We start from the raw sequence: 234 nt of genomic DNA, 5'->3' as shown, positions 1-234 counted from the left end.
GCCGGCCGGCGGTGAAGATGTCGTCGCCCAGGTCCAGCACGCAGTGGCCGGTGGGAAGGCGAGGCGCGGAACCGGGGACGTGAGACGCCGTGCCGGTCGCTGTCTCGTGCCCGGTGAGGAGCTGCTTCGCCTCGTACGCGAACGTCCCCCCGACGTACAGCGCCCGCAGCCACTCGCGCCCGGCGTCGAGTCCGGCGACCAGCGCGGCGGTGTCGGGCCCGGGGGAGTCCTCGC

At 75.2% G+C, this 234-nt stretch carries 1 pseudogene; it reads right to left on the bottom strand.

The features are described 5' to 3' along the window. Positions 1 to 234: pseudogene (locus tag J0695_RS41270) on the bottom strand (acyl-CoA synthetase FdrA); the annotation flags it as partial.

It is taken from the genome of Streptomyces beijiangensis, assembly GCF_017315755.1.
Taxonomy (GTDB): domain Bacteria; phylum Actinomycetota; class Actinomycetes; order Streptomycetales; family Streptomycetaceae; genus Streptomyces; species Streptomyces beijiangensis.
The sequence above is the reverse complement of the archived record's forward strand: the minus strand, read 5'-3'. Positions and strand labels throughout refer to the sequence as shown.